Source organism: Nitrosospira multiformis (genome assembly GCF_900103165.1).
Classification (GTDB): domain Bacteria; phylum Pseudomonadota; class Gammaproteobacteria; order Burkholderiales; family Nitrosomonadaceae; genus Nitrosospira; species Nitrosospira multiformis_D.
Map to the genome: position 1 here is coordinate 2,521,150 of NZ_FNKY01000001.1, position 23,395 is coordinate 2,544,544.

Genomic DNA, 23,395 nt, shown 5'->3' on the forward strand with positions numbered 1-23,395 from the left:
CCCGTTCGCCTGACCATCATTGCCTTCCGCCACCCCAAAGGGAATATTTCATGGATGCGAGATAGGCTTTGATGATTGCCCGGTGAGGTTTCGGCAGCAGGCATCTGTATAGCGTGACCATATTTTGTCTCGCCCAGGCCCATACCCGATAACGTAATATAAAATAAAAAAAATTCTCTGGAAGATGCTTCCAAACCTGATAACGATTCAGGAGCAGGTCGCCCCATCCTACCCTTAAAGCATGAGGCAGCAGGATTTCCGGGGGATAGTGAACGTCAAAGGGATAGGGCTGCTCCAGCGTTGCACCTGTCAAAAAGTACGTGCGGATTACCCTGGCCGGATCGTCGCCGAAATAACGCGGGTGAGCAAGCCATAAGTTCGGTCTCATATCCGCCTCAAAAAAATAGAGGTTCCCATCAATGCTGGAGCGGATGGAACTGATGTTCACGAAACCGTGCGCACCCAAGGCGCTGCCCAGTAAGCCGAGGTCATCAAAAACCCTTTGTTCCAATAGGGAAAGCTGGATAAATCGCCTGACCGTGGTTGGACCGAATCTGTACTTGTATTTTTCCGGGATGGAGTAGGCAAAATGGATGAGCTTTCCGTTCTGATAAAAAGCCTCCATGGACACCTCGACGCCCTGTACCTTCTTTTGTACCAGAACGGGATAAGCTTTGACTCTTCCTATCGCACTCTCCAGATCGCCAGGGTCCGAGCTTTCGAATATTCCGGTGCCTCCCGAAGCGGAATCAAGCTTGATGAATAAAGGGTGACCCAATTCCCTTGCAGCATTCCTTAGTCCCTCTTCATCGTTGGCAATCCGGAAATCGGGAGTGAGCAGCCCATTTTTCCTGAAAGCCTGGGACAAGCCGGTTTTTGAGAAGACATGCGCAAGATGTTCCTTTGAAGTAACGGGAAGCAACGCCAATTTTTCATCGGTGGAAAGATCGGAATGCAATATCTTGCCCAAGGTGGGATCATCTCCGATCACGACCAGAGAGTATTCCCTTTTTACCTTTTCTGACGCGATCTTCAAAAGAACATCATTTTGTTTTGCAAGAAAATAATCCCGTATCGACCGATTCCTTTTAAAAAGGGGATTGGTCGAAATTACGTCCACGGTAAATCCAGTCCGTGTTAATAAGTTTAGCGCGGCCACCATCAACTCTGGCCACGCGCCACCTATCAAAAGGGCATCGAGCTTATGCATTTTATTTTGTCGCGTTTCCAAAGATGGGAGCGTCGTGATTGGAAGCCGTTACCGAGCCGCCAAGGGGAAAAATCCGCTTTGGGGATCTGATACTCAACATTAAGTGTCAATGTCGGAACAGCTTTTGATTCTAGCCTTTTCGTTGCACCCGGCAAGCTGTATATTCCTACAGCTATTTTTCATTTGAATTTTGTTGTTGGCCAATGGCGAGTGCCCGGCAACAGCTTAAGGGAAGTAGTTCTACATGGGTACACATGACGAATCATGCCGTGCACAAAACCCGTCATCACTCGGGATTTGAAGTTTGTTACGGACGCCGAACTTAATGATTCACATCACAATCGGCAACACGTTTCTTCGATATCATGGCCACAGTCACCGGATTCTAACCAATCAGCACCATGGCCAGTCAGTGCACATCGGGCAGAATGTGATTATTTGGACTGACTTTCGAAATAAGCACTGGCCTCAAGCAGTGGCTTGGGATCACCGCCTTGGCGCGCAACGATCGCCGCCGTCTCTCTGTAGTGCTTTGCCAGCGATCCTGCCTGCCGGGGGTATAGCGGTTCCCGCACCTTTGACTTCTCGTCATTTTCCTTTCTGAACTTCTTTCTGATCGCTTCGTTATTGGTTTGTTGAAGTATCTCATCGGCCCTTTTTTTGTCCGGGGTCAACTCCGCGGCTCCTTTTGTAACCGCATAGGCCAGTTCCTCGGCTCCGGCGCCCGTCGTCACTGTCATGGCAACGATCAACAGGACAAGGAAGGTCTTGGTCGAGTGGATACGATGTATCATTTGGAACATCCTCCTAACCATTTACGTTTCTGGCAAAAAATTGGGCAGTAGTGAATGCTCATTGAGTCAGCGCCCGGTCAATTGAAAATACCGTGGAGTTCGTATTCACGGTAACCCGCCCAATAAACTGACCCCCATACAGATCTCCGCCCGAGAGACCCGTAACAAGAAGATTGGACACAAGTTTGTCGGCGGACAGCGTGACCTGATTCGCCGTGCGATTCCATGTCGCTTGAATAGCCGCGGATTTGGTATCGAGACTTTCCTGCGTATAGTCGCCAATCAGATAATAGGGATAGTTCTTGACCGGCAAGTTGAACAGCCGCTCATATTCTGTAAAGACAGCATTCAGCCAGTCAAACTGGAGGGTATTACCGCTTTCGTCATATTTGGCCAGGTTCGTCTGATGGAAAAAATGCGGCCACTTATTGAAGGTCAGCATGTGCCGCAATGCGATATCGGCTTCGGTCGCGAGAATCTCCGCATAATTCCGGGGGGTGCAAAGCGCTTCCGGTATTTCACATGGATTTTGCCCGGTACTTACAAATCGCCCGTGAAACAGATAGTTGTATTCGTCTTCCAACTGGAGTGGATTCGTCACATTATAGAAAATATTGGCGGGCCAGCGTGGCAACGCAAGCCGATCCTTCTGGCTGCCATCATCGTACTGAGTGATATACCGTTCAACGTTCTGGGCCCGTTGCGATGAATCAAAGGCAAGATAGTCCACGCCAGCCTTGGCAACGGCCTGAAGAAACAGCGGATTGGCCCCACCCTCATCAAATGGCACGTCGTCAGCTTGGACGTTGAACATCTCCGGATGCAAAGCGATATCATCGGTGCATTTGGGATCTTTCAGGCCAGAGTGCTTGCCACTCACGAGCACCCGGCTGTTCTGACTTTCCTCGGGAAGACCCAGAAGCGCCCAGACTTGCCGGTTCTTGATAATCTCCGCCTGGATGGCCGCAATCGTGGTAAAGGCAGCATAATCACAACGCGCATCCGCCGTCACCGGCGCCTTATGCATGTCTGCATGCGTATAAGTGTGGTTGATGAAGCGGAAATGCGCTTTATTGGCAACCACGGCCGCCACCAAGTCTTCCGCCAGGTTGGCGGTCAATGTCGCCGCCCCCGGATCCACCACCGCCCCGGAACCATTGAATGCAAAATCCAGCTTAAAAGTACCGGCTGCCGGATGCGCAGCGCGAAAGGCAGTCTGTTTGTTCACTGCATTGTTAATGTCATCGCCTCTCAACCGATAAGTATGGGCAGGATTATTTCTCTTGAGAGCGGGATCCCACAGGCTGTTGGCAAGAAACAAATCGTCCGAATGAGCAGCCATATGAACATGGCGTGCCCCAACGAATACCCCTTGCGTCACCCAGTTGATAAACTCGTAGGCTAGAACATTTGAATGGACGAGGAATGGGGCATGAGTAATCGTCGAAATCATCACTTCGCGTACCGGTGTTGTCCGGGAAGGCAGCATGTATCGTACGATCGATACCAGCGCTTCACCATTCTGGGTTCTCAGTAGGGGCTCAACGCTGGGAACAGAACCATCCCGAAGGCCGTTGGCATCATTTCGAGGATTCGCGGCGAAGGCAAAGTCCGTGATGGGAAGTGGGTTAGCCTGATTCACATACTCAAAAACTTCCTTGCTGTATCCACCAGGCACTGTCCACCGGGCGACGTAATCGGTTGAGCTGGATGAATAAACCAGGCCATAATCCAGATAGACCCCATAAGGGGGAACCGGGTCCCGATAAGTGCCCGGCCATCCCGACAGCACCGCTTGGCGGACGCCAAAGCCTTTCTGGTAATCGTGCAGGATGTCCCATTCCGCTGGCGTGAAGCCCGGAACCAGATCGGCATCCGTCAGGATGATGCCATTATAGTTGCCTACACAGCCCGCCTCCTCAGCCTTGCAGGCAGCTCCGGCAGAAGTAGAGGCAAGCATCGCTGCCGTTAAATCCTGCGTGCCGGCATTTAATACCTCGTATGGCACCCCCATTTGTTCAAGCACAGGCTTGATGTAGGCGAACCCCAGATCTTCCGCCACCTCGCCTGTCGTGATGACCAATATCCTGAGTTTGATGGCGTTATCAGCAAACGCAGGCGACGACGCCACAGCAATGAAAGCCAGCCATATCGTCATTGAAGCAAACAGCAAGCGTCTCATATTCAACTTCTTTTCATGAAATAAAATTTCCTTTTCGCAAATCCTATGAACGTTAAGACAGCAAGTATCGCAAGATAGTGTCAATGGCTGCCTAAAACCGATGCGATCAGGACAGCTCCAGCTATTTCCATGCAACTTATTCTCTCGCGATAATCCTCACGCTATAACGTTTAGTCCTTGTAGAAGGATGACCGGAAAACCGATCATTGCAATAATTTTATTACCGTCAAGCGTAAGAAAACCTTGCGCAAGCGATTGAACAGATGGCGTCCGAATTTTGCCGACAAATAGGCACTTGAGAGTGCGCTATCGCAAACCTGCCGGAATTCAGCCTATATCCAATAGTTGACCGGATGAAGTGTGTAGTTTTTGGGGTGCGGGGCAAGGCACAACGAAGCGGAATGGCCGATCTATTCCACTACAATCGGACGTTCTCGTCCTTTCGCAAAAGGTATTCCCACTCGCAATGTAGGAATAGTGAGATTTATGCTGGGGGCCAGCACGGTCCTGCATCAATGGCAACCGGGCGATGGAGAACTGCCGAAACGTCAAGGGACAGAGTATTCAAACCCGGACAATCCATTAGGCGGCTTTCCGAACCTGTCCAAGCAGGCAGTCAGTTTTCGCCTAATGAGTTATCCGGATTAAAACAGGCAGGCGAGGCAAACCGGCTGCATATGCCGCCCATACACGCTGCAATAGCGAATTTCTGCCGCGCAAAAACTATCCGGCATACGCCCGCGCTAATTCATCAACATCTATTTTCTTCATACGGAGCATCGCCTCCATCACCCTTCCCGACTTTTCCGGGTCGGCGTCACTCATCATTTTGGACAAAATGCTGGGAATTATTTGCCAGGACGCACCAAATTTGTCCTTCAGCCAACCGCACTGCTGTGCTTTTTCGTCTCCGCCTTCGGATAGTTTCTCCCAGTAATAATCCACTTCTTCCTTGGTTTCACAATCGATCTGAAACGAGATGGCCTCGTTGAACTTGAACGTAGGGCCGCCGTTAAGCGCGGTGAATGCCTGCCCATCCAGTTCAAACGCAATGGTCATTACTGATCCTGCTGGTTTTCCATGCACCTCACGTCCCGCTTCTCCATAGCGGGAAATGTTCAAAATCCTTGAATTCCGAAATATGCCGATATAAAACTCAACCGCTTCTTCAGCCTGGCTATCGAACCACAAACAAGGGGTGATCTTTTGAGTATTTGGCATGACGTTTTCTCCAGTCGGGATTAATAATAAATATGAATGACCATCATATCGGCTAGTCGTTTGCCGAACGCTGATATCGACAAAACGGGGAATTAAAATCATTTTTACACTTTACAATACCCCAGCCGGCCTCCTTTCGCTGGCGGTCACCTACTGCTCAAGCAACGTCACCACACCGCTCGTACCGTCAACTTCCACCATGTCCCCGTCCTTGAGTCTATCCAGTATTCCCGGCAGGTTGACCACCGCTGGAATGCCGAATTCACGGGCAACGATCGCACCATGCGACAAATAGCCGCCGGTTTCCACCACCAGCCCGCCCGCACTCAGGAAAAGTGGTGTCCAGCCGGGATCGGTGGAGGGAGCGACGAGAATATCGCCTGGCTGCAACCGGTAGCCCTCGGAGGGGTGGCGCAGAAGGCATGCTCTACCTGTGGCGCGGCCTGTACCGGTGGGTATGCCCCGGTAACGTGATAAATCATTTTCTGGCGCAACGGTACCTTGCCCCTGCCAGCTCGGCGTCGAATGCTTAGATGCCTCAACCAGTACATCCGGCGCTATCTCCTGTGACCATTGCTCGAATAGCCTGTTCCGCTCGACCACACGCGCCCTCACACCGGCTGCCGGGATATCACCGCCTAGCGCCCGCAGTATTTCAGAGAGCATGAGCTGAAAAATATCCGCTTCCTGCGCCAGCGCCCCCTGCCTGGCCAGATAGCGTCCGGCAGCCAGCAACAGCTGGCGTTCCGGTTCCATATAGGCGACCAGGGCGCTGCGTGCGGCTTCACGCTGGTTGCATTCCTGGCGTGCCGCTTTTACCAGTCCCCTGATAAACGCCCGTTTCCAAAATGGCACGCCAACCTTGATGCGCGTCAGGGCTTCCGCCACGGCTGCCTGCTGGCGAACCCGCAGAGCCACTTCATCAACTTCGGCCAGTTGTGCCAGTGACGACAACAAGTATTCCGGCGTTTCCCGCCATCGCGGATTGCGGAAATAGGTTTCATACAACCCGCGATGGCCGTAATGCTCAAGGAACGTATCGAAAGCTTGCTGAAATTCCGGATCTTTCCCATACTGGCAGAGCTGACGGCTGCCCGAAGCTTCATGGCTTTCTCGCGACGCGATTTCCCATGACAAACGTGCCAGGGCCATCAGCTCATAGCCTTGACGTGCCGTTACGCTCGGCTCGCCGCCTGCGAGCAAGGCCGTACCCAGCGCATATCCCTCGCCCGGAAAATATTTATCCAACTGCTCGACCAACATTGACAAGCTTCCGCCGCCGGAGCCCTGCAGAAAGAATAAATCGACCGCGCCCCGCCCTGCTCGAAACTGGCGCAGGATTTCCGCCCGCAATCCTGCCGCATCCTCGGGAAGCGTTTGTTTACGCCACTGGCCCGCCTCAATCATCGTGCACTCAACGGCTCGCATGCCCCGGCGGCGTTGAGCCGGAGAACGCAGCATATAACGCAACACCCGGCGCAAACGTGCGAGACGATCGCCAAGATTCGTCGCGGGCACCGCAATTTCCGGCTGATAGCCGCCAATCAGCCCATTCAACGCCTTGGGATCGACGCCTAATGCATCGAAACATTCCCACTGCAACAAGGAAAGCGCCAGATAAAGCCGGCCGTGAAAGAGGCCGGCGCGTTGCGCACCCGGCAGCACCGGGTAACCGGCCAGCAGGTAGCCCTGCGTGAGCAGTCCATTGACGAGCTTGCGTGAATTGCTCCAGTCGATGGCCGACAGCGGCTCGGGCACCACTTCGCAGGTATTGCCGCGCGTCCAGTACACCGGCTGGGTTTGTAATGGGGCGTAGGCGTAATGGGGCCTTGCGGTAACCGGCCGGCCCTGGGTCAGCCAAAACCGGTCCCCATCCCACGCCCATTCCAGATCGTAGAATGGATGTGTGAAATCCAGCGCTACAGCGGCGTCGCGCAGTAACTCGGCCAACTGTAAGGCTTGACTGGAAGAAAGAACAAAAGCCCCGGCTTCAGCCGCCGGTGTGGGGATCATTGCCGTTCCACCACCCGGTCGGGTGACGGCTTTGGCCGCCTTGCCGCCCATTCGCCGGTGAAGCAATGTCCAGTGATCATCGAGCGGATCTTCGGCAAAAACATATTCATCGCCATCGGTCTGCCCACTGACCAGCGCCTCGCCCAGGCCCCATTGTGCGTGAATGACCAGCCGGTCGTCACGGCCGCTAATGGGGTCGCAGGTAAAGGCGATGCCGGAGGCAACAGCGGGCAGCAGGGGCATGATAATCACCGCCATACCCGGCACCGTATCATCCGTACCCAGCCCCAGTTTTTGCCGGTAAGCGATAGCCGCCAGCGACCACAGCGATGCCCAGACCTCGCGAATAGCCGCCTGCACCTGTTCCATGCCGCATACATTCAGACACGAGCGGTAAATGCCGGCGAAAGAAGTCTTGGCCGAGTCTTCCCCGGCAGCCGAAGAGCGCACGGCCAGCGGCTTATTCAACCAGTCGCGGACAGCCAGGGCTTCCTGCAATGCGCCAGTTAATTCCGGGGGCAGTGCCGCTCCTGCATGTAACGGACACCACCCGGCTGGAATCACCAGTCCTTCCGGTACCGGCAAACCAAATTGCTTGAGCCGCACCAATTGCCAGGCTTTGCCCCCCACCATCACCGCATCGGCGGCCAGAACGCCTTGCCAGTCGAGCATTGCCGGTTGCGCCGCCATGACTACGGCCGCGACCTCAGTCCAAACAGAAAGAGATCAAGCATCCGGGAAAATTCCTCTGTCAACAACAGATCTTCATGCAGCAACCAGCGCAGCAGCGCCGCCAGATAGAGAAACTCCAGGTAAACCGCCAGGATGACCGGCTCCCGCGCTGCGCAGAACTCTCCGCTTGCCTGCCCTTGCGCAATAAAATGGCCGAAAATACGATCCAGACCGCTACGCGACCCGGCATCCAGCCGGTGTGGCTCGCTCAGCCGGAATTGTACGTAGGGTAGCAGATAGGCACGATGCGACTGGGACCATGCGGCGCTGCGTTCCAGAAACGCCCGTAATTGGCCCTCAAAACTTGGTAGGGAAACAATATCAGCCAAAACTTCGGGCCATGCTTTTTCCAGTTCGCGATGAAAGCGATGGCGCAGCAGGGCCTCCTTGGCCGGAAAGTGCTTGTACAGCGTCCCCTTGGCGACATCTGCAACGTCGGCAATGCGCTCCATGGTCACCGCCGCGAAGCCCTCGCTTTCAAACAATCCCCAGGCCGTATCCGTCAGGAAATCAAGTAACTGCAGACGTTTACGCTCGCGGCGGCCAGGCTCAACGAAATTTTTCGCAATATGCATTTTTATTCCTGCTGAGTTCGCCACACCAGCGTCTATTGCGGTATTCTTACCTTAATAATATAAACTGTGTATATAAATGTACGACGTTCATCTATTTATTGCAATGCCTGTTTGGCCTTTCACGCACATAAATAAAACTTAAGGTTTAATCTCTGGCTTTGCATATGCTGCTAAGGTAATCTTGCGATGACACGCGAGAAAGCCCATTACCGCTAAATCCGCTAACAACATGATGCCGGTTTTGGTCCTGGAATAGGTGAAAGAGAATGCGAAACAGTCTAATGGCGCGCTGAACTGGTAATGCTATCCCTAGCCCCCAAAATTTTAAGACATAGCCTCCTGTGTGGCCTGCTTGCCAGCGCTTTATCTCTTGCGCCAGCATTTGCACAAAACCCGATTACCTTCGAATTCAAAGGTGTGGATCAAGCTGTCAAAACACTCTCTTTAAAAGACCTGGGCGCCATCACGCCAGCAGTCTCGCTGAAGGTTTTTGAAGTACACGAAAATGCTGAACGCATTTATCGCGCTTTTCCAGCCCGGCCTGTATTGGATAAAATATTCGGCAAGGAGTGGGAAAAAGCACAGGAAATCGTATTCACCTCCATCGACGGATATCAACCAAGCATTCCGATAGCGAAGTTCCTCGCATATGACGCCTACTTCGCCTTCGCACATGAGAATGGCGCACCATTCACGATGACCAACACGCTACAGAACAATGAAATCGTACCACTCGGACCGCTGTACCTGATCTGGGACAATATCAACTCAAAAGTACTGCTTGAATCCGGCGCATCGGACATGCCCTACCAGATCAAGAGCGTCGAGATCAAGTTCGTGGCGCCGTTTCCCAATATCGCTCCCCCGGCAAATGCCTCCGCGGAAGTACAGCGGGGATTCGCACATTTTCGTAAATATTGCATGGCATGCCATACGATCAATGGCGAGGGGGGTGGCAAAGCACCGGAACTTAATTATCCGGTCAGTGTGGTCGAATATATCAAGCCTGAATACCTGAAGCGCTGGATCGAGAATCCCCAAACCATCCGGTACAACACAACGATGCCGGGGCTTGCGAAAGAGATTCCTGACCGGGGAAAGATCACGGAAGAACTTATCCTGTATCTCAAGGTAATGAGTATTACAAAGCGTGCCCCCATGAAGCCATCGGACCAAGGAGAATTAGATAGGCATCCACGTCCGTAGCTGTAACAACCTGCATTTGAAATCGCCCCGACCGGCATTCAGCGCGATTTTGAGTCAGGAATAACTGCAACTATTCATCCCCGCAAACCGGAATTAACTGCTAATGAACCTGCGTTTATCCCCGTCGACCTGCATTTGATCTTCGCGAACCGGGAATAAGTGCGACTGACGTGTCCCTTATTTTAGATCGGCAATCCCGCCGCCCATTTCCGATCGTGTAACTCGCTCGGTCCCATTTTAGAAAAAGGTCAACTGAATTTATTGAAAACGAGCGACTTGCTCTTGACCGATCTCCAACCAAAAGGACGATTTTGAGGGAAGTATGGCGCAACCCCCCAAGTTGCAATCTCAAGGCTTTTCTGCTTCAAACAGTATGGCTTGCATGGGATAGCGCGTGGGATTTGAGCCATACTCTTTTGTCAGCGCTTCCGCCAGCGCCTCGACTATCTTCTCGGGTTCGACTTCGCCGCGCTCCCTTATTTCCTCGATGACCGGACTGAACACCAGCCCCCGCGCGAAGGCCACTACATCCATAATATCGTATTCCCGTCGCTGAACCGAGATGCCAATTCGCGCAAAGCCTGAACGAATAAGCGCTTCTTTGATAGGGTCGATTTCGAAGCAGGAAACGGGAAGTTCGAGGAACTGGGGCGGGTTCGAGGGAAAGAATTGCTTCATCACCTCAAAAGCCAGGCTGGCGAATGGATTGTAGCGCCGGGAGTCCCACACACTGAACAAGTACCGCCCTCCACGTCTCAGCGTCCGGTGCGCCTCGCTAAACCCCACATCTTTATCGAAGAACATCACCCCGAACTGGCAGACCACCGCGTCGAACGCCTCGTCATCGAAAGGCAGCGCCATGGCGTCGGCGATCTGGAACGTGACCTGCTCATGGGGGAGAAACTTTGCGCGCGCTACATCCATCATGGAATCGCTGATGTCGATCGCAGTCAATAGCGCGTCCTTGGGAAGTCCGTCACGCAATCGCCGGGTGACTATTCCTGTGCCGGCCGCGATTTCGAGCACGTCGCGGACGGATCTTCCCGTTGTGCGTCGTGCGATGTCGGTAGCATAGTACTCGAAAAGCACGTGTCCGAGATCGCGATCGTAAGCGATGGCGACATCGCCAACATAACCTGCCATTTGACAATTCTCCAATAGTAGATGGGTTACAGGGGACCTGGCTGTTCAGGCCCCCACGGTATGGGACTGTGGAGTCTACACAAGCATTAAATTGCCAATCCGTTAAAAAATACAGGACTCACCATCCTCAGGTACCAATACGCGTTGTGTCATGCCCTTTTCATTGATGAACTCACGCAGTTCTTTTCTTGAAAGCATGGCATGGTTCACGGATTCCATGTGGCTCGCAATAATGGTTGCCTTGGGAGCGGCTTTATAAACCTCGTAAACATCCTTCTTATCCATGATAATCGGTTCATAGTCCAGGACCTGAGCGTCTCCGCTGTTAAGGATGATGACATCGGGCTCGTATTTCTTCAGGTTTTCTTCGACTCCCTTGTACCAGACGGTATCCCCCGCGATGTAAAGCGTCTTTTCATCGGAATGTTTGAATACGACACCCGACACATGGCCCAACAGGTCGGCCCATTTTTCAACAGTTTTTTCTCCACCATGCCTGCCCGGGGTTTTGATGAGTGTGATGTCATCAAAAACCGTGTTCGCCCCCAAAACCCGTATGTTCTTGAAGCCTTGCCCCTGAATTTCGGCTGCATCATTCTCGTTTTGCGTAAAAATCAGCATGTCTTTAGGCACTAGCTTTATGGCCGCGTCATCCCAATGATCCATATGAACATGGGTCACAATGACTGCATCGACATCAAGGATCTCGTCCATCGGAATAGGCAGATCCACCACCGGATTAGCTATGTGACTATTGATGGTCCCATCGAACCCTGGAAAAGCTCCTTTTTCTCCCAGCATGGGATCAACCAGGAATTTTTTTCTTGCATATTCGATAATGAGTGTTGCATTTCGCAGTTGCTGGAATTTCATGAGAACCTCCTTAAAGTTTTCTAAAGATATGAAAAACGATTGCCGTCACAATCAGAAGCAATAGGGGCCAGAATTGAGCGACATTTTCGTACCATTGCGTTCCCACCGTGATGGGAATTTCCAGCGTGAAATCCACCTGATTCTCGTCTTTCCCGGATAAATAAAGCCTGTATTCACCCATTTCGCCCATACGCAATGCCCGGGTGATAGTGCCAGCCTCGTAGACTTCCGCAGGAATCGTCAGCAGTGTTTCCGAGGGTGTGTAGCCTTCCATTCTTGCGAGCCTTATGGCCAGCGGCCACTCACGCGCGGACTCGGGGTAAAGAAGATCGATTGTGACATCCAGCGTTCCGGGGGCGGGTATTTTTCCGCACAGGACAGGAACGGACATCGCGCTGTTTGCATTCTCAGGAATTTCATAGTCTCCGGGAATGAAATAACCGGAGTACCCTATCACCAGGGATCCTGACTCTATTGTGCATGTGCCGCCACGAAAGCCCTTAGGATAGGTATTTGACTGATCTCCCTGGGAACTCACGTGAAATTGCAAGCCAACCGCGACAATAATTGCGAGAGCTCCGGTCAGGATCAGGAAACGCCGCATGCCTGTCGATAAACTTCCCCAAATGCCGTCCATTAAGTCTCCTATAAAATTCTGGCTAAGTCGATTCCATCGATTCCATGGTAGCCGCTGATACAGGTACTTCTGTCTGCAAGGGTGACCACTCCGTGCAACGCAGAACGTCCTCGGCGGCAAGCCGGGCGATGTAGGCTGCCTTGCTGTTTTGGGTGACCATGGCAGTTATAATTGCGCCCTCGATGATCAGGCCGAGTTTCTGGATGGCAATATCGGGATTACTGGCACCGCTTTCCACAACCAGTGTCCCGAGCCGGCCAATTATCTGGTCGCGGTATGCGCCTGCCATATCCCTTACCCAGCCGCTCCCCTTCTCATGTTCCGCCACGGCATTAACGAATATGCAACCAAAAAAATCTTCTTTCTCGAACCATTTTTGGAGCAGATCGAACAGGGCGAGGATGCGGTTCTGGGGGGAACATTTCAGAGCTGGCAGATCCAGGTCGAACCAGTGAAACCACATGTTTGCTTCCGTATCGAGCACCGCCTTGAGCAGGTTTTCCTTGGAGCCGTAATGCGTATAGAGGCTTTGACGGGCCACGCCTGCTTCCTCAAGAATCCGTGTAATGCCGGTCGCATGTATTCCCGCCTGGCAGAACAGGCGGCGCGCGGCCAAAAGCAATTTTTCCTCCGTCGATTTAAGGGTCTTTTTCTTCATCCTATTCCTCCACAGCCTGCATTGATTGATGTGGACTTGCCCATCCGGAAGCGCCCGAGGTGGCCAATTGTTTCCTGATTTTTCCCACCGCGGCTGTTTTCTCCAATACCAGCGGCTCAAGACCAATTCTTTTCAGCTCATACGCCGCCGACAATCCCGCTGGGCCCGCGCCGATCACTGCGACATCATGTACACCGGTCATATCCATTCTCCACGGTGATCATCAAAGCTCAGCTGCCAATTCTGTCTGCTTGCAATTGATCTCGACGTCGAGCGGAACCGGGCGGATGATGGTGTCCGGAATGGGCGCGGTCTTCAGCAGCTTGTCCAGAATTTCCTTCACCTTGTCGGGAGCGGAATCGGTCCGGATGTCCACTTCCACCCCGATGCTCTCAAATCCTGGATTGGCGGCTTCAAGGCCATAGGCGGCACGGAAATTTACCCGGCCGGAAACATCGAGCCGCAGCGATTTTACCGTGATGCCGGCAGCCGACAGCCCACCGATATAGGTGGCGGTAAGGCAATGTCCGACTGCGGTGAGCAGCATGTCCTCCGGTGTTATGCCGACTCCGCTACCACCGTAGCGCTCCGGTTCATCGCCGGTGACTTCCTGGCCGTCCGTAACACGTGAGACGGTGCGGTAGCCGTTGTTCCAGACAATGGTCGACTGAAATCGGGGCTTGGAAAGAGGCCCATCTGCATCCGTCTCGATAAGATCCTGCGTTGTCCGCAATCTATCGAGGTCGATTCCATTCACGTATTTCATCATTATCGTTCATCTCCTCTCATCATCGGAGTACCTATGCCACGCTTGATTTTCATGCATTCAGAGTAGCATCAAAGATAGACCGATCAGTCTAGTTATCATTCTATACCGTGAACAAAGACATTACAAGAAGTACGGATATGAATTTTTTGAAGAGTGAATTCCCCTGCCAGGAGAAAGCATCAATTGATGCAGGCTTGATCGTTCAGGGATGCGAACGAATACCTTTTTGTGTGTAGTGGTAAGAAATCGCTGGACAGATTATTTACGGGATCAAGAGCCGAAGGCCGTGACCAGCGACCGTTCCTAGACAATGAGATAACCGCTCGCCTGAAACCAGCTATCCGACCTTGGGAGAGCATCTATACAGTTACCTTTCAACTATACGCTTAGCCTCGACTATCCCGGGGCGCGGGCTGTCAGAGTACTCGGTCAATTTAAGCAGCTGCTCCGAGTAGTGAACTGCTATCTGCTCATTGCCCACTCGTTTTGCATTTTGAGCCGCTCCCGCGATCGCGGCATATCGGTTGGGCTGTTGTTCAAGAACTTTTTCGAACTCAGCGAAAGCATCAGCCGGTTTACCGTCGCGTTCAAGTGTCGTCGCCAGCATCTCTCGCGCCGGAACGACTGGCCCAGGAGTGACGACATTCTTTGCGCTCGCATCTTCACGTTCTGCCGCTCGGCGCAGTATTGTGATACCCTCATCGTGTTTGCCTTCAGCAAAGGCTGCCAGTCCGCGTACTACCTCGACCTGGATGTCGATCTGATCCGCCCAGTAGTTCAATTTCATAGATGCCGCCGCATCACGAAGTTCAGCCAACCGCTTCGCCTCGAAGTTCGCCTTAGCCGGCTCTCCACTCATCGCTGAACCAATACCGCGGGCGAAAGCGTTGACCGCTTCAGCCTGTGGATACTTCCTCCATGGGTAGGTATCCCGGGCATGTAATGGCAAATTCGCGGCCTCCTGCCAGGCTCCGCGTTCAAGTGCGATCCTTGCGGGGATGGCGGCGTACGGATACGCGACCCCAAGCATGTCGATTCCATATCTCGCTTGTTCTTGCTCCATGACCTTTCGCGCCGCAAGATCCTGACCTAACTGTAGATGGGCATATGCCATGTAGTCGGATGCATGATGCCCGTCGTGGGTAATCAAGTCATCAGCCGTCGCGGCCGCACGACGGTTTGTGTCAATCGACTCTTGCCAGAAGCCTGTGAGGGTGAAGATGTGCGATGGCATGTGCAAGGCGTGAGGCGCGTCCGGAGCGATTTTCGCGTACTTCCTTGCAGCGTCAATCCCACGCTTGGCCAACGGTGGATAGTCATAACTGTGAATCAGATAGTGTGCCACTCCAGGATGGTTGGGTTCTCGGGCAAAGATTGGCTCGAGTAGCAGGGCGGCGTGCAATTGGTTGCTATAGGTTTTGTCAGTAGGATTGAAATTCCTTGATAGAATGAGCGCATACAACACGGTTGCCTCACTGTCGTCGGGGTTCCGTTGCGCCAGCTGCGCCATCGCTTTTTCGAAGGCATCAGCCCTTTCTCGATAGTTCGCGTTGTTCAAGCCTTTAAAGAATATATCGAGTGCATCGACATAGTCACGTTCTCGCTGAGTCTTCAGCCCGGAATTACGTGCGGCATCGAGTAGTGTCGGCCCCTCAGTCATTGCTTTTTCTGACAAGGTGACTGGCCAGGCAAACGGGTTATCGAGAATCGCTAGAGCTTTTACCCAATGAGCCATGCCACAAGTGGGGTCGGCCTTGAGTACGTCGTCAGCCGTTGCAATGGCACGCTGCCATTGAAAAGAGTGGTAGTACGCTATTGCCACATTAAATTTGGCTTGTGCCGTAGCGTTGCACTCCACTTTGAAGTGGACATCGCCAATCATGGGTTTATGTGAACCCCCGTCATCCGCTCTTGCGACTTGAGTCAATGCCAGTGCCAAGAGCGTTGATATTAATACCTTAGCGCCTTTCCTCATGAATTCATTCCAGGCTTCCTTGGGTGTCATTTTCTGGTTTTGGCAAGTAAATTAGGTGGTGGCCCGATCGGCTCGAATTTTTTCAATAATGGAATATCCTCTTTGCTTATCCATCGGATATCCGTATCAAATGTGTTTTGGGGTTCCCAACTGCCGGTAAATTTCTTACCATCAGGCGTGAAAGTCCAGCACATTTCTTCACCAGGGGTATTGATGACATCGCCAAGATTGATCGGTTTCTGCCATTCTCCATTGGCATCCTGATGTGAAATCCACATATCGTGCCCACCCCGGGAATCCGGATCAATCCGTGTACTAGTGATGACCATACTCTTGCCATCTTTTGATACCCCGGTCCAGTGCATATGGTCACGCTGTGGAGAATTGATTTTCGCTCCCAGGCTCACCGGTTTCTGCCACACCCCATCTTTTTTTTCGACTTTCCAGATATCACTCTCTTGCGTAACTCCCGGTTGGCTGTAATTGAAATAAATGAGGCTGTCGGAAATAATAATCGGACAATGCTCCTCACCGGTTGGGGTATTGATACTGGGAAGTTCCGGAACATCGTTCCAGTTTCTGGCCGACTGCCATATACCATTTACCTTCTGAACGACATAAAGATCACCTGACAACAGGTTACCCGGTTCATATCTCGTAAAATAAATGACATTGCCATCGTCCGAGAAGCTGGGTTCCAGGTCCCAGGCCGCTGTATTGATATTTGGCCCTACGGTCGGATCGATGTCAGGACCGAGATGAATGGGTTCCTGCCATACACCATCCACATTGCGAGCCATCCATATGTCGAAATTGTAAGGGGTGCCGGGTGATTCGATACTGCCCGCGCGAGTTGAAACAAAAATAGCTGTTTTGCCGTCTGCACTGTAAGTAATTTCTATTTCCGAACCTGATGAGTTGATGGGTGCTCCCATATCTTTTGATGCAGCAGGCGGCTCAGTTGCTCCACCGCCTTCGGTTCCGTGCATACCCGGCATGGCATAAGACAGATTGCTTGCCAGCATTAATACCGGTAGCGTGGAACAAAGCTTCATAACAAAGCTGTCTTTCGTTCCATTCACGCATTTCATCGTCATCGTTCATCTCCTTATCATCGCTGAGAAACTGATGCCATTTTCGAGGAGCATCAAAATAGACCGATCAGTCTATTTTCATTCTATACCCTAAAAAAAGACATTACAAGAGGAGTGGAGATGAATTTTTTGAAGAGTGAATTCCTTTCCCAAGAGAAAGCTGTCAAATAAAGTAAGAGACTCTGCGGGAAAATTAGAGGCCTTGCTTCACAAGCGAGGGGGAAAGAAATCTCTTCTTATCCTAGTGTTTGTTTCAGTTTCAGCTACTCATACCTGTTACAACCGCTATGGCTTTGATTCCCATACCCGTCGCCACGGCCCCCGCAAGAATGGCGAAGCTTTTTTGCAATGCCGGACCCGTAAAGTGGTGGGCAAATCTGCTGGCCATCAGCATTGCTGTCACCGCACCTGCCACGAAGGGCAGCGCAATGGGCCAGTTCATGCTTCCAGCCACCATTGCCGAGAATGCACCGGCCCCGGACACCATTGCAATGACCGCGAGCGAGGTGGGCACGATGGTCCTCATGTGAAGAAGGGTGGCTTTTTGGAGTGCGGGCACGATGATGAAGCCGCCTCCCACCCCGAGAAGGCCAGAGAGAAAACCGGCTGCAATTCCAGATAATGCGAGCGATCTCGCGCAACGGGCGTCCCAGATAAGTCGTCTGCTGAAATCGTCGAGCTGGCACGGCGTAGCCAGCAAGGACGGTGTGGCTTTCGCAGAATGGCTTCCCGAACGCCTGAACATTCTGATGGCGATATAGCCGAGCACTGCCGCAAACAGGAGGCTCAAGGCCGCATCGGGTATTTTCCGGGCGATGTATATCCCCACTGGCGACGCCAGTGCGCCGGTGAGCGCGATGAAGCCAGCCGCCCGATACCTTACCCTTCCCTGTTTCAATGCCAGGAGCGCGCCGATGGCAGCCGTAATGCTAACCGCAAACAGGGCAATGGGCGCAGCCTCCGCTACCAGTAATTGCAAACCAAAAACGAGTAGCGGAACGGCGATGATGGCGCCCCCCGCCCCGGTCAGCCCGAGTATTACGCCGACCAGGGCACCAAAAAGCGCGGCCATCATTGACATGAGCACGACACTTAGGTGGGGCTGCCCGGGCGGGCAAGCCATTCGCGCCCTTTCAGGAAACCGTGCCAGTAAAACCAGGGAAGGAATTTTGCCTTGAGCAGCCAAGCCAGAAAGCGCGGAACCGTTGGGTCGAGACGAAAGGTTGGAAGCAGCTTGCCGCCATACCCGAACTCGGCAAGAATGACCTTGCCCTTCTCCACCGTGAGCGGACAGGAGCCATATCCATCGTAGAGCGTTGCCATTTCCCTACTCTCCCTGGCAGCCAGGAGGTTTTCCGCAACCACGACGATCTGCTTCCTGACGGCAGCGGCGGTCTTCGCGTTAGGGGAGGAACACACGTCCCCGAGAGAGAAGATATTCGCGTAGCGGGTATGTCGCAGTGTCTTGTGATCGACCTCACACCATCCCGCGGCATCAGCCAGCGGGCTCTTGCGCACGAAATCCGGCGCGGCTTGGGGTGGCGAAACGTGCAACATATCGAAGGATTTTGCCACCCATTCGACGCTTCCATCCGGCTGGCGGATATCAAAGTAGGCGATCCTGTTTGGCCCATCCACCTTGACGAGATTGGAGCTGAACGCGAGATTTGCGTTATAGCGCTTTACATACTCCATCAACGGCGGAACAAAGGCTGCCACGCCGAACAGCACAGGCGCGGCGCTGTTGAACTCCACGCTGACTTTGTCGAGCAGCCCTTGCCGCAGCCAGTGGTCGCAGGACAGGTACATCGCCTTCTGCGGGGCGCCCGCACACTTGATCGGCATGGGCGGCTGGGTGAAAAGCGCCTTGCCGCCCTTGAGTTCCTTCACCAGAGACCAGGTATACGGCGCCAGATCGAAACGGTAATTGGAAGTGACGCCATGTTTCCCGAGCGTATCCTCCAGCCCCTCGATCTGCTCCCACGCAAGGCGCAGGCCTGGACACACCACCAGTTGCCTGTAGCCGATAGAACGGCCGTCCGCCAGATGAACAAGATTGGAGTTCGGATCAAAAACGCTCGCGGCAGTCTGGATCCAGGTGGATCCTGAGGGAATGACGCTGGCCATGGGCTGCACGGTTTTTGAAATGTCATACGCGCCTCCTCCCACGAGTGTCCAGGCTGGCTGATAATAGTGCCTGTCACTGGGCTCGACGATCGCTATACGCAGAGAAGGCTGACGTCGAAGCAGGCTGGCGGTGATGCCTATGCCTGCCGTGCCTCCTCCGATCACGACGATATCAAAGTCTTCGCCCCAGCTGCATGCGGCGTCGATCGGGGCTGTGGGTGTGTCGTTGTTCCAGGTACGCTCGTTCATCATTTCGTCCCCCTTCTTTCAATTGTTCTTGCTCCGCCCGGCCCCGCGCTCTTTGTTTTCCAGCGTTTTAGATCACGTTCAGTGGTATTTTCAGGTACGAAATCCCGTTATCTTCGGGAGGAGGCATTTGCCCCGCGCGCACATTTATCTGGACGGACGGAAGTAGGAGAGTGGGCAGGTCGAGCGTGGTATCCCGCGCTTGCCGCATGGCCACGTACTGGTCTTCGTCGATACCATCGTGCACATGGATGTTATGAACGCGCTGCTCAGCCACGGTAGTCTCCCACCGGATAGAGCGGCTTGCCGGAGCATAATCATGACAAACGAAGAGACGCGTTTCCGCTGGATAGGCAAGAAGCCTGCGTATCGACCGGAACAGACGCCGGGCATCCCCACCGGGAAAGTCAGCACGCGCAGTGCCAAGATCGGGCATGAAGAGTGTATCGCCCACAAAGATTGCATCGCCCATCTGATAGGACAGGTCCGCCGGGGTGTGGCCGGGCGTCAAGATCGCCGTTGCCGTCATCCTGCCGATACTGAATGTTTCACCGTCGGCCAGCAGATGATCGAAGTGACCGCCATCCGGCGTAAAGTCCGATCCCAGATTGAAAATCTTCTTGAAAGTCTCCTGCACGGCAGGAATCTCCTTCCCAATAGCCGTTCTGCCGCCCAGCTTGTTCTTGAGATAGTCCGCGGAGGTCAGATGATCGGCGTGCGCATGCGTTTCGAGGATCCATTCCGTCTTCAGTCGTTTTTCGCTGATGAAGGCGATTATCCTGTCTGCTGAGGCCATGCGTATCCTGCCTGATTTCGGGTCGTAATCCAGCAGGGGATCGATAATCGCGCAACTGCCAGCAGGCTCGTCATAAACGACGTAGCTCAGTGTCCATGTGGCCGGGTCGAAGAATGCCTCAATATTGGGTTTCATCTGCAGTCTCTTTCTGGCCAAGCGCGAGTTAAGCGTGCCCACATCCACACCCTGGCGCGTGCACGTGTTTTGCCAGTCCAGTTTTTGGCTGAAGTGAACGCATTGCTTGATCCCGGCCTCGCGCCATTTCCCCATGCATGGCAGGAACAGAAAGAATCAGTTTTTCTGTTGAGCTTCCGCATGCCAAACAATCCGGGTTAGGCGCGTGGATTGAATGGCGTACTTCAAATTGAAGTTTGCACTCTGTACACAAGTAGTCATAAGTTGGCATTTAGAATCCCTATATCCATTAAAACACGCTAAGACGTGACCACCCGGTATGACAAGTGATCACGTTTCCGGTTTTTTCTCTTGAGCTTAGCTCCAACGAGGTGGTTGTTTACCTTTGACACCGAACGGGACCGAGGTAACGTCAGTTCTTGCACGTTTCTCAGGATCAAGTGTGGGAGCCCTAAGGCGGCGCGTCTCCACTTCCCAGATCCAGCCACTGATTACAGTATCTTTAGGTATGAGAGGGTGATTCTTGAAAGCTTCGACTGTCTTCATGCAGGTTACGTCCACATCATCCATCATGCCGATCCACTTGGCGAACGCACCTTTTTCCAGCTTCAACTCGGGTAAAGTGGAATCCAATGTAATATTGTCAGGATCAATGCCCTTGTCACGAAAGTGTTTCTCCAAATCTTGCGCATTTACAGACAACATGCCGCACTGCGTATGTTGAACAATGACGATTTCTTTCGTGCCGAAGAAATTACACGTGAGCATGGCGGAGCGTATCGCATCGTCGGTCACAATCCCGCCCGCGTTTCGGAAACAATGTGCATCGCCATGTCCTGCCGGTGTGTCCACGTGAATGCCAAGGGCTTCATCTACTGGCAGGCGCTCATCCATGCAGGCGAGCACCCACAAATTGAGGTTGTTCGCCCCTTTAGGCCCATAGCGTCGACGTGTTGCCCAGAAATCGTATGCCTCGACACGTGTGCTCAGCTCCTCTTGGAGAGTTTTCAATTTTGAGTCTCCTCTTTAATTGGTTGTAATTTAAAAACTACTCCCTAAAGCGAACTACTTTTTAAGTAGAACCTAAAGGGGTTTCATAAACGGATATTTAACTCGCACATCCGGGATGCAATAACATTGCATGCAAATCCCATGCCATGAAGAACAAAAATAAAACTCCCACATATTCAATTGCTTAACTTTTCATTCTTGTCATTTTAGTGAAGCCGTGCTTCAATCAGTGAAGATCAACTTCATACATAGCCCACAATCCATGAACAACAATCCTCTTTCTGAGTTAACACCGGATTTTTTTCTGCAAACCTTTATTCTTGAGCTTATGCATGCCAGCGAACAACAGGGACAAAAACATTGCGAACAGTTAATTGAGCATATAGCCAAAACTGCAGGCTGTTTTTTTGAAGAAACTTATCGAGAAAATACTCATAAAAATGAACAGCTCGATAATGAAAGCTATACCGAACTCATACTCGGCATCAAAAACAATATCGGTGGTAAATTTTCACTGGTTTCCAGTACCCAGGACTGTATTACAGTTACCAATTCCCGCTGTCCTTTTGGCGAACAAGTCACCAACTTTCCTGAGTTATGCAGGATGACTTCCAGCGTATTTGGGGGTATCGCAGCCAGAAACTTTGGCTATGCCAAAGTTGACATCAAAAAAAGCATAGCTCGCAAGGATGGCAAATGTGATGTATGTATTTACACCAATCCACAGGCAGCAAAAGGACAGCGTGGAATGGAATATACCGATACAACGCCAGTCAAGGAAATTAACGATACCAAGGAATTGCAGTGTCGAATTGAAACAAGCATGCAAAGGCTTTGGCAGAAACAGAATAGGAAAATATCAGAAAAACATCAGCCCCCTGCAATCATCGCAAAATCACCAATGATGCAGAAAATACTGGAATTAATCGAGGTTATTGCACCCACTTTGGCAACGGTTCTGATTCAGGGTCAAACAGGTGCAGGTAAAGAGCTGATAGCACGTGCGATACATGCGATGAGCGATCGCTCCCATAAACCATTCATCGCCATTAATTGCGGCGCGATTCCAGAAAGCCTGATTGAAAGCAGCTTGTTTGGACATGAAAAAGGCGCTTTTACAGGAGCCATAGAAGTTCACGAAGGCTATTTCGAGCGGGCCGAAGGCGGTACCTTGTTTCTGGATGAAGTCGATTCATTGTCACCAGCAGCACAAACCAGATTACTTCGTGTGATCCAGGAAGGAGAATTGGAGAGAGTTGGCGGTAAACAAACATTAGCGGTTGATGTAAGGATCATCTCAGCAACAAATCAAAACCTGGAAGATCTTGTTAAACAGGATCGGTTCCGCAATGACCTGTACTACCGCATCAACGTAGTTCGTTTAAGCATTCCTCCCTTGGCCGAACGGCCAGAAGATTTGCCTTATCTCGTGCAATTGATCATTCAGCGATTGAATAAGCGGTATAACAAACAGGTCGAATCAGTAAGCCGTGAAGTCATGAAGAAAATCCGGGCTTATCATTGGCCAGGCAATGTTCGTGAGTTGGAAAACGTCCTTGAACGCAACATCTTGTTTGTCAGCGGTAAAGAAATGACTGAATTGGATTTAGAGCTTCCAGCTAAAACAAAAAGTATGGGTGAATGGAAAGACGAAAAAGAACACGCCCTTACCAAAATAGAAAAATCGTTCCTTGAGACAGCTCTGAAACAACATTACGGAAATGTAAAGAGAGTCTCTGAAAACATGGGAATCACATCACGCGCGGTCTATTCGAAGCTAAAAAAACACAAAATCAACTTGGCAGATTTTCGGGTTTCTTGATTCAAAACCTGGATACACAGTCCCCATCAGCACAAGGCATTGCAAAGCGGCTTTCCTGTCCGTAAGCCCCGCCTTTCAGCTTCAAACGCCCCTGTTTTTAGCGGCTTGGACAGAACTCCTAGCTGTAGCGACCTGCATTTAGAAATGGTCCGACCAGCATTCAGTGCGAATTTGAG

21 protein-coding genes are annotated in these 23,395 nt (G+C 52.1%); 2 read left to right on the top strand and 19 right to left on the bottom strand.

The annotated features are described in order from the left end of the window. Positions 1-16: 16 nt before the first annotated feature. The 6 genes from BLR00_RS11405 to BLR00_RS11430 form a co-directional block, all read right to left on the bottom strand. Positions 17-1,036, bottom strand: a complete 1,020-nt coding sequence (locus BLR00_RS11405; RefSeq protein WP_143007653.1) for an ATP-grasp domain-containing protein — start codon at positions 1,034-1,036, stop codon at positions 17-19. A gap of 608 nt (positions 1,037-1,644) precedes the next feature. Next, positions 1,645-2,004 (bottom strand): hypothetical protein, encoded by a 360-nt coding sequence (locus tag BLR00_RS11410; RefSeq protein WP_074632690.1) that lies wholly within the window; start codon positions 2,002-2,004, stop codon positions 1,645-1,647. A gap of 58 nt (positions 2,005-2,062) precedes the next feature. Further along, positions 2,063-4,186, bottom strand: coding sequence for an Agd3-related carbohydrate deacetylase (locus BLR00_RS11415; protein ID WP_074632693.1), 2,124 nt, complete (start codon positions 4,184-4,186; stop codon positions 2,063-2,065). A 723-nt stretch (positions 4,187-4,909) separates the two neighbouring features. Beyond that, entirely contained in the window at positions 4,910-5,509 is a 600-nt protein-coding gene (locus tag BLR00_RS11420; RefSeq protein WP_256324126.1) for a VOC family protein, read from the bottom strand. A gap of 48 nt (positions 5,510-5,557) precedes the next feature. Further along, complete coding sequence (locus BLR00_RS11425; protein WP_074632698.1) at positions 5,558-8,110, bottom strand: PEP/pyruvate-binding domain-containing protein; 2,553 nt, start codon at positions 8,108-8,110, stop codon at positions 5,558-5,560. Between the two features lie 2 nt (positions 8,111-8,112). Further along, positions 8,113-8,727, bottom strand: a complete 615-nt coding sequence (locus BLR00_RS11430) for a TetR/AcrR family transcriptional regulator (RefSeq protein WP_074632700.1) — start codon at positions 8,725-8,727, stop codon at positions 8,113-8,115. A 300-nt stretch (positions 8,728-9,027) separates the two neighbouring features. On the opposite strand from BLR00_RS11430, the gene BLR00_RS11435 reads away from it, so the two are divergent. Further along, positions 9,028-9,933 (top strand): c-type cytochrome, encoded by a 906-nt coding sequence (locus tag BLR00_RS11435; RefSeq protein WP_074632702.1) that lies wholly within the window; start codon positions 9,028-9,030, stop codon positions 9,931-9,933. A 348-nt stretch (positions 9,934-10,281) separates the two neighbouring features. Here BLR00_RS11435 and BLR00_RS11440 read toward each other — a convergent pair whose 3' ends face one another. From BLR00_RS11440 to BLR00_RS11500, 13 genes are all read right to left on the bottom strand, one after another. Then, positions 10,282-11,076: a class I SAM-dependent methyltransferase gene (locus BLR00_RS11440; protein ID WP_074632704.1), complete on the bottom strand. Its 795-nt coding sequence runs from the start codon at positions 11,074-11,076 to the stop codon at positions 10,282-10,284. A 102-nt stretch (positions 11,077-11,178) separates the two neighbouring features. Further along, complete coding sequence (locus BLR00_RS11445; RefSeq protein ID WP_074632706.1) at positions 11,179-11,949, bottom strand: MBL fold metallo-hydrolase; 771 nt, start codon at positions 11,947-11,949, stop codon at positions 11,179-11,181. 10 nt (positions 11,950-11,959) lie between these two features. After that, positions 11,960-12,586, bottom strand: a complete 627-nt coding sequence (locus BLR00_RS11450; protein WP_074632708.1) for a hypothetical protein — start codon at positions 12,584-12,586, stop codon at positions 11,960-11,962. Between the two features lie 22 nt (positions 12,587-12,608). Further along, the gene (locus tag BLR00_RS11455) at positions 12,609-13,244 is read right to left on the bottom strand and encodes a TetR/AcrR family transcriptional regulator (RefSeq protein WP_074632711.1); all 636 of its coding nucleotides are present in this window, start codon (positions 13,242-13,244) and stop codon (positions 12,609-12,611) included. A gap of 1 nt (position 13,245) precedes the next feature. Continuing rightward, positions 13,246-13,446 carry an FAD-dependent oxidoreductase gene (locus tag BLR00_RS11460; protein WP_074632713.1) on the bottom strand — a complete coding sequence of 67 codons (201 nt, stop codon included), beginning with the start codon at positions 13,444-13,446 and terminating at the stop codon, positions 13,246-13,248. Positions 13,447-13,467: 21 nt separating this feature from the next. Continuing rightward, positions 13,468-14,013 (bottom strand): OsmC family protein, encoded by a 546-nt coding sequence (locus BLR00_RS11465; RefSeq protein WP_074632716.1) that lies wholly within the window; start codon positions 14,011-14,013, stop codon positions 13,468-13,470. A 367-nt stretch (positions 14,014-14,380) separates the two neighbouring features. Further along, entirely contained in the window at positions 14,381-15,988 is a 1,608-nt protein-coding gene (locus tag BLR00_RS11470; RefSeq protein WP_074632719.1) for a tetratricopeptide repeat protein, read from the bottom strand. A 26-nt stretch (positions 15,989-16,014) separates the two neighbouring features. Further along, positions 16,015-17,085: a hypothetical protein gene (locus BLR00_RS11475; protein WP_256324127.1), complete on the bottom strand. Its 1,071-nt coding sequence runs from the start codon at positions 17,083-17,085 to the stop codon at positions 16,015-16,017. Between the two features lie 256 nt (positions 17,086-17,341). Continuing rightward, complete coding sequence (locus BLR00_RS11480) at positions 17,342-18,163, bottom strand: sulfite exporter TauE/SafE family protein (RefSeq protein ID WP_074632721.1); 822 nt, start codon at positions 18,161-18,163, stop codon at positions 17,342-17,344. 11 nt (positions 18,164-18,174) lie between these two features. Continuing rightward, positions 18,175-19,461, bottom strand: coding sequence for an NAD(P)/FAD-dependent oxidoreductase (locus tag BLR00_RS11485; protein WP_256324128.1), 1,287 nt, complete (start codon positions 19,459-19,461; stop codon positions 18,175-18,177). Positions 19,462-19,525: 64 nt separating this feature from the next. Then, a complete protein-coding gene (locus tag BLR00_RS11490; protein WP_074634280.1) occupies positions 19,526-20,386 on the bottom strand; it encodes an MBL fold metallo-hydrolase in 861 nt (286 codons plus the stop codon). 28 nt (positions 20,387-20,414) lie between these two features. After that, a complete protein-coding gene (locus BLR00_RS11495) occupies positions 20,415-20,657 on the bottom strand; it encodes an FmdB family zinc ribbon protein (RefSeq protein WP_074632722.1) in 243 nt (80 codons plus the stop codon). 86 nt (positions 20,658-20,743) lie between these two features. Then, entirely contained in the window at positions 20,744-21,397 is a 654-nt protein-coding gene (locus tag BLR00_RS11500) for a beta-class carbonic anhydrase (protein WP_074632725.1), read from the bottom strand. A gap of 262 nt (positions 21,398-21,659) precedes the next feature. Between BLR00_RS11500 and BLR00_RS11505 the strand changes: the two genes are divergently transcribed. Then, on the top strand, positions 21,660-23,219 hold the full coding sequence (locus BLR00_RS11505; RefSeq protein ID WP_074632727.1) for a sigma 54-interacting transcriptional regulator: 1,560 nt from the start codon (positions 21,660-21,662) through the stop codon (positions 23,217-23,219). Positions 23,220-23,395 lie beyond the last annotated feature (176 nt).

Coding starts and splice junctions, on each gene's coding strand:
- BLR00_RS11410 (WP_074632690.1), bottom strand. CDS start 2,004: ATGATACATCGTATCCACTCGACCAAGACCTTCCTTGTCCTGTTGATC.
- BLR00_RS11415 (WP_074632693.1), bottom strand. CDS start 4,186: ATGAGACGCTTGCTGTTTGCTTCAATGACGATATGGCTGGCTTTCATT.
- BLR00_RS11420 (WP_256324126.1), bottom strand. CDS start 5,509: ATGATTTTAATTCCCCGTTTTGTCGATATCAGCGTTCGGCAAACGACT.
- BLR00_RS11460 (WP_074632713.1), bottom strand. CDS start 13,446: ATGACCGGTGTACATGATGTCGCAGTGATCGGCGCGGGCCCAGCGGGA.
- BLR00_RS11490 (WP_074634280.1), bottom strand. CDS start 20,386: ATGAAACCCAATATTGAGGCATTCTTCGACCCGGCCACATGGACACTG.
- BLR00_RS11430 (WP_074632700.1), bottom strand. CDS start 8,727: ATGCATATTGCGAAAAATTTCGTTGAGCCTGGCCGCCGCGAGCGTAAA.
- BLR00_RS11480 (WP_074632721.1), bottom strand. CDS start 18,163: ATGTCAATGATGGCCGCGCTTTTTGGTGCCCTGGTCGGCGTAATACTC.
- BLR00_RS11440 (WP_074632704.1), bottom strand. CDS start 11,076: ATGGCAGGTTATGTTGGCGATGTCGCCATCGCTTACGATCGCGATCTC.
- BLR00_RS11435 (WP_074632702.1), top strand. CDS start 9,028: ATGCTATCCCTAGCCCCCAAAATTTTAAGACATAGCCTCCTGTGTGGC.
- BLR00_RS11470 (WP_074632719.1), bottom strand. CDS start 15,988: ATGAGGAAAGGCGCTAAGGTATTAATATCAACGCTCTTGGCACTGGCA.
- BLR00_RS11465 (WP_074632716.1), bottom strand. CDS start 14,013: ATGATGAAATACGTGAATGGAATCGACCTCGATAGATTGCGGACAACG.
- BLR00_RS11505 (WP_074632727.1), top strand. CDS start 21,660: ATGAACAACAATCCTCTTTCTGAGTTAACACCGGATTTTTTTCTGCAA.
- BLR00_RS11445 (WP_074632706.1), bottom strand. CDS start 11,949: ATGAAATTCCAGCAACTGCGAAATGCAACACTCATTATCGAATATGCA.
- BLR00_RS11495 (WP_074632722.1), bottom strand. CDS start 20,657: ATGCCAACTTATGACTACTTGTGTACAGAGTGCAAACTTCAATTTGAA.
- BLR00_RS11425 (WP_074632698.1), bottom strand. CDS start 8,110: ATGGCGGCGCAACCGGCAATGCTCGACTGGCAAGGCGTTCTGGCCGCC.
- BLR00_RS11475 (WP_256324127.1), bottom strand. CDS start 17,085: ATGACGATGAAATGCGTGAATGGAACGAAAGACAGCTTTGTTATGAAG.
- BLR00_RS11485 (WP_256324128.1), bottom strand. CDS start 19,461: ATGATGAACGAGCGTACCTGGAACAACGACACACCCACAGCCCCGATC.
- BLR00_RS11455 (WP_074632711.1), bottom strand. CDS start 13,244: ATGAAGAAAAAGACCCTTAAATCGACGGAGGAAAAATTGCTTTTGGCC.
- BLR00_RS11450 (WP_074632708.1), bottom strand. CDS start 12,586: ATGGACGGCATTTGGGGAAGTTTATCGACAGGCATGCGGCGTTTCCTG.